Here is a 9,507-nt window from a genome sequence, read left to right on the forward strand (position 1 = left end):
GATGTATTAAACATAGTATCCTAAACTAGAGTACTCTAAGTACTCGAAGTTTAGGATTTTTTAATTACAGTGCTTTAACTATTAAATATATAAGGGTATTATTAATAGTAGTTAAAGTATTTAAAGGTGGTGGAAAGATGAAGGTTCAGAAAGTAATTGTGGAGGAAAAATCATATCCGTTATACATACTGCTAGATAAAGAATTTGAAGTGATAGAACCGGTTAAGCGATTTATAAAGTACTTGGATAATACGGGCAAAGCTCCAAATACCATTAAAACATATTGTTATCATCTCAAGCTGTTTTATGAATTTATGAGCCAAAGTAGAATCGAATTAGGAGATTTACAATTTGAGGATTTAGCAAACTTTGTAGGATGGTTAAGAAATCCAGCAGGGCATTTAAAGGTAATAGATATACAACCAAAGAAGGCTAAAAGAGAGGAAACATCAGTTAATTCCATACTTAACGCTGTAACTAGTTTCTTAGAGTATTTAAATCGCACAGAAAATTTTAAAGCTATAGATATGTCTAAAGAAGCAAGAGGAAGAAACTTTAAGGGGTTTCTTCACCATTGTATATGTTAACTTAAAACTGAGCCACCAACGCAATTGAAAACTGAGCCACTTCTGTAGGAAAATAACCCTAGCACAATCGTTAGGGGGAAAACAGGAGTGATTACGTTGAACAAGAAGCAACAGGTGATTCAGCTGCATCTTCAAGATGTCAGCCAAAGACAAATTTCCACAGAAGTGAAGGTCTCTAGAAACACCGTATCCAAATATATCGAAGCCTTTGAGAAGAGTAAGGCGACCGATGTTCGTAACCTGCCGGTTACAGAAGATATTTTATCGCCTCCCTCCTACAAGAAAAGGGCTGGAGTGAAACGTAAAATGACGGAAGAGATTGTGGAAAGGCTCAAGGGGTTCATTCAGGACAATGAATGGAAACGCAAAAACAACATGAGCAAGCAACAAATGAAAAAGATTGATATGTATGAAAAACTGCAAGAAGAAGGGTACGATATCGGCTATACAACGGTTCGGAATTTCGTCAATAGCGAGGAGAGACGAACAAAAGAGGTCTATATTCGCCAACGCTATTCAGCGGCCTGGGAAGTGGAATTTGATTGGGGAGAAGTAAAACTGGTGATTGACGGGAAACAGAAGTCCTATTCACTGGCGGTCTTCACCTTGGCTTACAGCAATTACCGGTTTGCGCTGCTTTATGAATCCGAGACGATGATCTGCATACAGGATGCACATACCAAACTGATTGACCACTTAGGTTTCGTTCCCTCTGTTTTCACTTACGACAATATGCGAACCGTGGTGAAATCGTTTGTCGGAACAGACCGGAAAATCACGGATGGCATGATCAACCTCTCCAATTACTATGAATTCCGGATCCGGCTCTGCGAGCCAAGAAAAGGAAACCAGAAGGGGCATGTGGAACGGAGTGTGGAGGTTGTTCGCAGAAAAGCATTTTCGTATGACATCGCATTCCCTTCTCTTGAAGACGCCCAGAAACGTCTAGCCCAAACCATTCTGTCGCTCAATAAACGGATTCACCATGAAAAGAAACTCGCTCATATAGAATTGAAAGACCAGGAAAAAGTTGCCGCTGCTCAAGAGGCGCTTCCTCTGCCATTCGATGTTTCGGAAGTCGTGGAATGTCGGGTAGATAAATATAGCACCGTCACGATTAAGCAAAATCGGTATTCCGTACCTGAAGGTCATGTAGGCGCATGGATTCGTGCAAAGGTAAGTGCGGATTCAGTCCGTCTCTTTATTGAAGGGGAATTCGTCGCAGAACATCGGAGAAATTGGGGTGTTCATCAATGGGAAATGGATCTCTATCATTACATAAAAACTTTCACAAAGAAAAAAGGCGCTTTAGCTCAAAGTGAATGTTTGAGCCAAGCACCAAATCAAATTAAAAAACTCTTCGAAAACCATTATATCGGAAAAGAGAAAGATTTTCTAGAGCTACTCCTTTATGTACGTGAGAAAAATCAGTGGGATAACGTGATGGCTGCCGTCCGACAGATTGAGACAAAAGGTCTCGGCGACATCACGACCGAAAAGCTAATCTTTCTGAGCGAACAAACAGATCTGGTACCTGCGGTACCGCTGCATCCAGACGAGACGGTCGAACAGGCGCTTCAAAACATTAAGGCCTTTTCAGCGATGTTCAATCAAGTCGATGAAGGAGTGCTTGAACATGGATAAAAAGCAAAGCGTCATCGACCTGTGCAAAGAATTACGTCTTCCTGGCATCCGTGAGTTGGTCGAAGAAGACGTAGCATTCCAGGAAACGACACCTGCGATTGACCTGTTACACACCGTGTTAACGAAGGAAAAGAATGACCGCTGGATCCGGTCTAAATCCACACGGATCCGCCGTGCGAACTTTCCGGAGAAAAAGCTGCTGGAGGAGATTGATACTCGAGCGCTGCCGACAGATGCGCAGCAAAAACTGCCCAACTTACAGACGCTCGATTTCATCAAAGCTGGACAGAATGTGATTCTGACCGGTTCTCCAGGAACCGGCAAGAGCCACCTGGCGATCGGCTTAGGGGTAGAAGCTTGTTTAGCGGGCTACAAGGTTTATTTCGCCAGTGTCTCGTCCTTAATCAATCAGTTGAAGGAAAGCCGGTCCGAAAGGACCTTACGCTCTTTCGAATTGCGATTTGAGAAATATGACCTCGTTATCATTGATGAATTAGGCTACATTTCCTTCGATAAAGAAGGGGCTGAATTACTGTTTACACATTTGTCGTTGCGTGCTGGTCGATCCTCAACCATTATTACGAGCAACCTGTCTTTTGCGAAATGGGAAGAGGTATTCCATGATCCTATTTTGACCGCCGCATTGACGGATCGCTTGACGCATAAATCGCACGTGGTGAATATGATCGGCCCATCTTACCGAATGAGAGAAACGCAAAAGTGGCTTGAAAATAGCCATTCATAAGTGGCTCAAAATTAAATTGCGAAATGGCTCAATTTTCAGTTGCGAAATACACCCCCACCTTCTATCTCGTCCAGTTGGTTTCCCCAGTCCATAAATATCAGATGAAGACAAGGCACTAAAAGTTTTTATAAAATTGGTTGATTTAGGTTTTACATTATGTTGCTAACTTTAATATTTACATTTGAATATTAAAATGTTACAGTACAGGCTAAGTATATTAATTAGTGAAAGGAGGTAATAGCTATGTTAACTGTTTTTAGAATCTTATTCGGTGAAAATACAAAAATCGGAAACCGTTTAGCTATTAAAGGGAGTAGTCTGTCCTTTTTTAAACTAAACAATGATATAAAAACAGTTGCCGGAGCTTTGCCTCTACTATGGATAAGTTTAAAACAAGATCATCAACATACTTGTTTTATGTAGTGAAATATGCATATTTGTATGTTTTGACTTTCGGCACCGGTAATTTTTATCTGTGTTTTTTTTGTGTGCAAAAAGAAATTGATTCTTAACTAGAGCAAATTGTGAAAGGATGAAAGAAATGAATTTTAATAATAAAACAAAGTATGGTAAAATACAGGAATTTTTAAGAAGTAATAATGAGCCTGATTATAGAATAAAACAAATAACCAATGCGATTTTTAAACAAAGAATTAGTCGATTTGAGGATATGAAGGTTCTTCCAAAATTACTTAGGGAGGATTTAATAAATAATTTTGGAGAAACAGTTTTGAATATCAAGCTCTTAGCAGAGCAAAATTCAGAGCAAGTTACGAAAGTGCTTTTTGAAGTATCAAAGAATGAGAGAGTAGAAACGGTAAACATGAAGTATAAAGCAGGTTGGGAGTCATTTTGTATATCATCACAATGCGGATGTAATTTTGGGTGTAAATTTTGTGCTACAGGCGACATTGGATTGAAAAAAAACCTAACTGTAGATGAGATAACAGATCAAGTTTTATACTTCCATTTATTAGGTCATCAAATTGATAGCATTTCTTTTATGGGAATGGGTGAAGCTCTAGCCAACCGTCAAGTATTTGATGCTCTTGATTCGTTTACGGATCCTAATTTATTTGCATTAAGTCCTCGTAGACTTTCTATATCAACGATTGGTATTATACCTAGTATCAAAAAAATAACCCAGGAATATCCTCAAGTAAATCTTACATTTTCATTACACTCACCTTATAGTGAGGAACGCAGCAAATTGATGCCAATAAATGATAGATACCCAATAGATGAGGTAATGAATATACTCGATGAACATATAAGATTAACTTCAAGGAAAGTATATATAGCTTATATCATGTTGCCTGGTGTAAATGATTCTCTTGAGCATGCAAACGAAGTTGTTAGCCTTCTTAAAAGTCGCTATAAATCAGGGAAGTTATATCATGTAAATTTGATACGATACAATCCTACAATAAGTGCACCTGAGATGTATGGAGAAGCAAACGAAGGGCAGGTAGAAGCCTTTTACAAAGTTTTGAAGTCTGCTGGTATCCATGTCACAATTAGAAGTCAATTTGGGATTGATATTGACGCTGCTTGTGGTCAATTATATGGTAATTATCAAAATAGCCAATAGTATTGAACAAGGTATATAGCTGATATAATAAGGTGAATTTTTAAATAATATTAATGCAATTAATATTATTTTGATAACTCAATTATGCTAGTATTTTCTTCAAATATGAATGGACTACTGGGTGGAAGATAATTAACTAATCTGTATTCTTCTAATTTGAAATGAATAAGTTTCAAAGTACTAAGATATAGGATTAGTCATCCATTTTTTTTAAATCAGTTTAACTAGATGTTTTGTTTGTCGAATGACAAAAAACTCTTATTTAGTATAAATGAATAGATAATCCTTCCAATAATAATTGGGAGGATTTTTTATTCTCCCTAAATACAAATGTAAGTTAATGAAATATATACTTGAAGATGTTTATGGCATTCTAAAAATGTAGTCTTTGGCAGTTAATTTATGTAGTCTCTCTAGAGAACAACTTGAAAGTATTCGGGAATGCGTTCAGCTTCATAAAACCCTCCTCAATTATATAATCTGAAACCCTCTTGCTAAGTTCTTCTTCAACTTTTTGAAAACCTTTTAATATCATTTGATTTCTCACTTTATTAGCGTTCGTAAAAGTACACTTTTACGAACACTATTTAAGTGACCCTATATAAAGAGAAAGTACCGTTCATAAACATATGAAAATAAATTGTGAACGTTCTCTAATTTACATATACTTTTACGAACGTTTCTTGATAAAATGAAGAAAGAGCATATCATTCCTATTTCTAAAGAAATTGCTGCATTGATATTAGTTCAAGAGCAAAGGGTGGCTGATGAACTCGATGATGGATGTGTATATGTGTTTCCCCGAAAAGATTGCTCACCATTGAAACAAGATACCTTTAGGGTTAAATTAAATGAACTAGCTTATGAAGAAAAGATAACGGACAGCAACGGAGAAATTTTTCGTTTTCATGCTCATGCCTTTCGGCATACAGTTGGCACTAGAATGATAAATAACGGAGTGCCACAACATATTGTCCAGAAGTTCTTGGGTCACGAATCACCGGAAATGACGGCAAGATATGCACATATTTTTGATGAAACCCTAAAGAAGGAATTTACGAAATTTAAGGAAACCTTAGTAACGAATAACGGTAGCATTCTGGATTTAAGTGAGGAAAATACTGAAGCTGACAATACAGATCTTCAATGGTTTAAAAAGAATATCAATGCACAGGCACTTCCTAATGGCTATTGTCGGTTACCAGTAATTGCAGGACCATGTCCTCACGCAAATGCATGTTTAGATTGTACGAATTTCTGTACAAGTAAACAATTTCTTACTGAACATGAAGAGCACTTAGAGCGAACTAAAGAAATACTAAATAGGGCTAAACAAAACCAATGGCAGCGTCAGGTTGAAACCAATGAACGTGTTAAAAATAGATTAGAACAGATTATTCATTCGTTAAAGGAGACGAATTAAAATGATTAGAAAAGGTAACACAACTGCCATAGTTCAGCTAGCTAAAGACAAGTCGGAGAAAACAAGAATTAGGGTTGAAAAGACAATTTCAGAGATGGCATTGAAAGAAGAGAAGATTAATTTTAATTCCGTTGCACAAAAAGCAAATGTTTCAAAGTCATGGCTTTACAAACAAAAAGATATTAGAACTAGAGTGGAGACATTAAGAGGGATGCAGATAAGTGAGTTAACCCCCCGTAAACCTAGTAAAAGCCCTCGTTCAGAGGACGTATTAATAAAAACCTTAAAAAGCCGTATAAAGGCGTTAGAAGAAGAGAATGAACGGTTAAAGGATCAAGTTCAAAAATTACATGGCAAGCTGTTTTAGCAGATTTGTGTTTCTTGGAATTTATTGGGCACTTTGAATTGGCTACCTAAAATGAAATCGCTAAAACCTTCAATAACTTCAATAGCCCATTTCCCTAAATGTGTTAAGGGGAAATGGGCTTTCTTCTAGTATTGTTGGCATGATCGCAGAAGTGTTTTATGCTCTTAAATAATACTTTTTAATATATTGCAAATACTCATTAGCACTTTTCTGTATCTCTTCGCCCTTCATATCCGAATTAGCACCGTAAAGTACAAACTCTGGTACATATTCAGCATGAATCTATGCACATAAAGATTTGAATGGTGTTAACATCTGGGTTAATGTATGCTTGTTTTTACCCATACTTGTAAATTCACCTTTTTTTACGCCAGCTGATATAGCTAATCCTAATTTTCGATTATAAAATATTCTTTTACCCTTTGATCCGTAAGCCCATCCATATATAATCACTTCATCGATCCATTTTTTTAATAATGAAGGAGAACTATACCAATATAATGGAAATTGAAAAATAATATTATCATGATTTTCAACTAATTCCTGCTCTCTTTTTACATTCATAATAAAATCAGGATACTCTCTATAAAGATCATGAATGGTAATTTCGTTTGAATAAGACGCTGCTTTTTCTACCCAAACTTTATTGATTCGAGAATTTGGCATATCTGGGTGAGAAACGATCACCAATGTTTTCATTGTTTCATCCTTAACATACTCAACTTTCGCACCAATAAAACAGTGTACGAAAGTTGAGTTACTTAAAAGTATTCTATTCTAAGAAATTCAAATTTGCGTGATTCCTAAGCTATTTATTTACAGCTTAAACTATAGAAGATGAACTAAACAATAACTAATCTTTACATAACTAAGTTATTACCCACGCTTTTTTAAACCTAATCCAGCTATTAAGGCAATGAGTATTGCCCCTGTAGCTGCAAGGAACGCATCTGAGTAGGACATAGCGTCCAATATATATAATGGATTTATCGGCTCAGTAGCATCACGTCGAGCGGATAATAATGCTCCAATCATACCTGCTCCAGTTCCTGATCCAAGGTACAAAGCACCTTGGAAAATCCCCATTCCGACACCAACCTTGTCTGCATCGAGTGCACTTACTGCGGCGTTATTTGCGGGAGAATTCGTGAATGCAAAAGCAATCCCTACTCCGAGGACCCCCACGGAAACTAACAGAGGTGAAGCACCAGATGCATAGGTGGACAAGAATAAGGTAGACAGCCCCATCAGAGTCATCCCAGTAATTATCAGACGTTTATCCCCAAATCGATCAGAAAGACGGCCAACGAAGGGAGATAAGATTGCAACAGCCACACCACCTGGCAACAATATCATTCCAGCCTGTCCAGAAGAGAGTCCATTCACCTCAACGACTAGTAATGGGACGAACATAAGAACAGCGAAATAAGCAAACATCGAAAAAAATGCAATTATGACCGTATTGACATAATCCTTGTTATTGAACAGGACAGGTGGTACAAATGGATTTTCTGCGGTAACAATTCTCCAAATAAATCCCACCAAAGCTACAACAGAACCAATTAGGCTAGTTAACGATGAGAACGAAGAAAAACCAGAAGTTTCTCCTTGAGTGATGCCAAAAAGGAGTAATCCTACTGTGAGGCCGAGGAATAAACCACCAATGAAATCAAAGTTCTTATTGCTTCCTACGGATTCTGCCGGTTTAATTGTCGGTAACGCGTAGTAGGCACCAATAACAATCATAATGGCTAACAAAAATGTGAACCAAAACAAGGCATTCCACCCTAAATATTGACCAACTACTCCACCAAATATTGGACCAGCAGCAGTTCCAACACCAATACTTCCTGCGATAATTCCCAAAGCTCCCCCACGTTTTCCTTGTGGGAAAACCTTCGAAATTGCAATGACTGATAGAACTGGAATTGCGGACATCCCAGCACCCTGAACCATTCTTCCCAAAACCAACAATGGGAGGTTCGGGGCAATTGCACATAAAAGACTACCACTTGCCAGAATCATAATGGCAAAGATATATAGCTTTCGTAACTCAAAAAAGTCTGAGATTCGACCATAAATCGGAACTCCAATCGCAAGAACAAGTGCAATACCACTAACTATCCAACTCACTTGAGATTTCGAAGCTTCTAAATCTTTGCTTATTAGTGGAAGTACGGGATTGACTGAATCAGCCGTAATTGCACCTACAAGTACAGATAGGGAGAGTACCATCATTAAAAGCCTAGTAGAACCCCTTTTTTCAGATTGAATCATTTCTTTAGATTTACTATCCTTTTTCATTTTATTTCCTCCTAAAATATATTGTGATTTTAGGAGGCTAAATCCACTGCTTTCACCATAAACCTCACCTCATATCTATTTATATTGTAAAACCAAATCAACGAACTCACCATATTTCTACAGCATGATTAAAGATTCGGTTCTCCAAACTAACTGAACTGATCAAACAAAAAAAAGGCACCAGTTTAACAACCGGTGCCTAATCATTCGTATGCATTTTTACAAATGCAATAGATTCATAAATTTTTGCCCATTATATAAAAGGAGGCAAAAAGTTTTCCGGTAGTGTTTCCATTTTTTGTTTTTGTGAAAAAGGACATACTGATCCCGTTGTACCTAAATCCCCTGAAACTTTTACATGCTTTCTAAACTCGACATTAATGAAATCAATTCCCATTACTTTTTGCCTCCTTTCTCATATTGTGATAATAACACAATAATAATTGATGAAAAAGAAATAATCAACCCTACTTTTTTGAAAACCAATTTAAAGCTTTACTACTTTTACTTACATAATAAAGGCAGGTGCAGTATAAACTTTTTTAAATAGGTCTTCTTTAACGAGCAGGTAGCGTCAGTTAAAGTAGATAATTTAAGATCGAAATCATATTATAGATATTCCGAAATTGGGCGTGATTGTTGCAGGTCAAAAGCTTAATTCCTCGATAAAATAAAAAGGAATTAGTTTTTTTATTTGTGGTACATTCTTCTGACCGTAATCAATTGTCATCTAATAATTACATTGTATTTTTTCATTTGATTTAACACGTTAAATATATGTTCTTAAAGTAAAAACATTGATGTTAATGGATTTTTAGTAATTTACTCTTGATAAGATGTAACACC

Annotated in this window: 8 protein-coding genes and 2 pseudogenes; 7 read left to right on the forward strand and 3 right to left on the reverse strand. The window is 36.8% G+C overall.

Annotated elements, in window-relative coordinates:
* Positions 1 to 137: 137 nt before the first annotated feature.
* The 7 genes and pseudogenes from KA830_RS13115 to KA830_RS13145 all read left to right on the forward strand — a co-directional run.
* Positions 138 to 575 (forward strand): annotated as a pseudogene (locus KA830_RS13115) (site-specific integrase); the annotation flags it as partial.
* A 108-nt stretch (positions 576 to 683) separates the two neighbouring features.
* The gene (gene istA / locus KA830_RS13120; protein WP_032495648.1) at positions 684 to 2,231 is read left to right on the forward strand and encodes an IS21-like element ISSau9 family transposase; all 1,548 of its coding nucleotides are present in this window, start codon (positions 684 to 686) and stop codon (positions 2,229 to 2,231) included.
* A complete protein-coding gene (istB, locus tag KA830_RS13125) occupies positions 2,224 to 2,976 on the forward strand; it encodes an IS21-like element ISSau9 family helper ATPase IstB (protein ID WP_000358824.1) in 753 nt (250 codons plus the stop codon). The genes istA and istB overlap by 8 nt, the downstream gene beginning before the upstream one ends.
* Positions 2,977 to 3,219: 243 nt before the next feature.
* Positions 3,220 to 3,399 (forward strand): hypothetical protein, encoded by a 180-nt coding sequence (locus KA830_RS13130; RefSeq protein ID WP_013356267.1) that lies wholly within the window; start codon positions 3,220 to 3,222, stop codon positions 3,397 to 3,399.
* A 118-nt stretch (positions 3,400 to 3,517) separates the two neighbouring features.
* Positions 3,518 to 4,567 carry a 23S rRNA (adenine(2503)-C(8))-methyltransferase Cfr gene (cfr, locus tag KA830_RS13135; protein ID WP_001010505.1) on the forward strand — a complete coding sequence of 350 codons (1,050 nt, stop codon included), beginning with the start codon at positions 3,518 to 3,520 and terminating at the stop codon, positions 4,565 to 4,567.
* 685 nt (positions 4,568 to 5,252) lie between these two features.
* Positions 5,253 to 5,990, forward strand: a pseudogene (locus KA830_RS13140) (tyrosine-type recombinase/integrase); the annotation flags it as partial.
* Position 5,991: 1 nt separating this feature from the next.
* Positions 5,992 to 6,357 (forward strand): DUF6262 family protein, encoded by a 366-nt coding sequence (locus tag KA830_RS13145; RefSeq protein ID WP_000619629.1) that lies wholly within the window; start codon positions 5,992 to 5,994, stop codon positions 6,355 to 6,357.
* 282 nt (positions 6,358 to 6,639) lie between these two features.
* On the opposite strand, the gene KA830_RS13150 is transcribed toward KA830_RS13145, so the two are convergent.
* The 3 genes from KA830_RS13150 to KA830_RS13160 all read right to left on the reverse strand — a co-directional run bounded on the left by KA830_RS13150 (position 6,640) and on the right by KA830_RS13160 (position 9,058).
* Positions 6,640 to 7,056, reverse strand: coding sequence for an NAD(P)H-dependent oxidoreductase (locus tag KA830_RS13150; protein ID WP_031883923.1), 417 nt, complete (start codon positions 7,054 to 7,056; stop codon positions 6,640 to 6,642).
* A 177-nt stretch (positions 7,057 to 7,233) separates the two neighbouring features.
* Entirely contained in the window at positions 7,234 to 8,661 is a 1,428-nt protein-coding gene (gene fexA / locus KA830_RS13155; RefSeq protein WP_113555347.1) for a chloramphenicol/florfenicol efflux MFS transporter FexA, read from the reverse strand.
* A 253-nt stretch (positions 8,662 to 8,914) separates the two neighbouring features.
* Positions 8,915 to 9,058, reverse strand: coding sequence for a hypothetical protein (locus KA830_RS13160; RefSeq protein ID WP_002360221.1), 144 nt, complete (start codon positions 9,056 to 9,058; stop codon positions 8,915 to 8,917).
* Between the last annotated feature and the right edge of the window lie 449 nt (positions 9,059 to 9,507).

This window comes from Staphylococcus sp. GDY8P119P, assembly GCF_017892075.1.
In the GTDB taxonomy this organism is placed as follows: Bacteria; Bacillota; Bacilli; order Staphylococcales; family Staphylococcaceae; genus Staphylococcus; species Staphylococcus ureilyticus.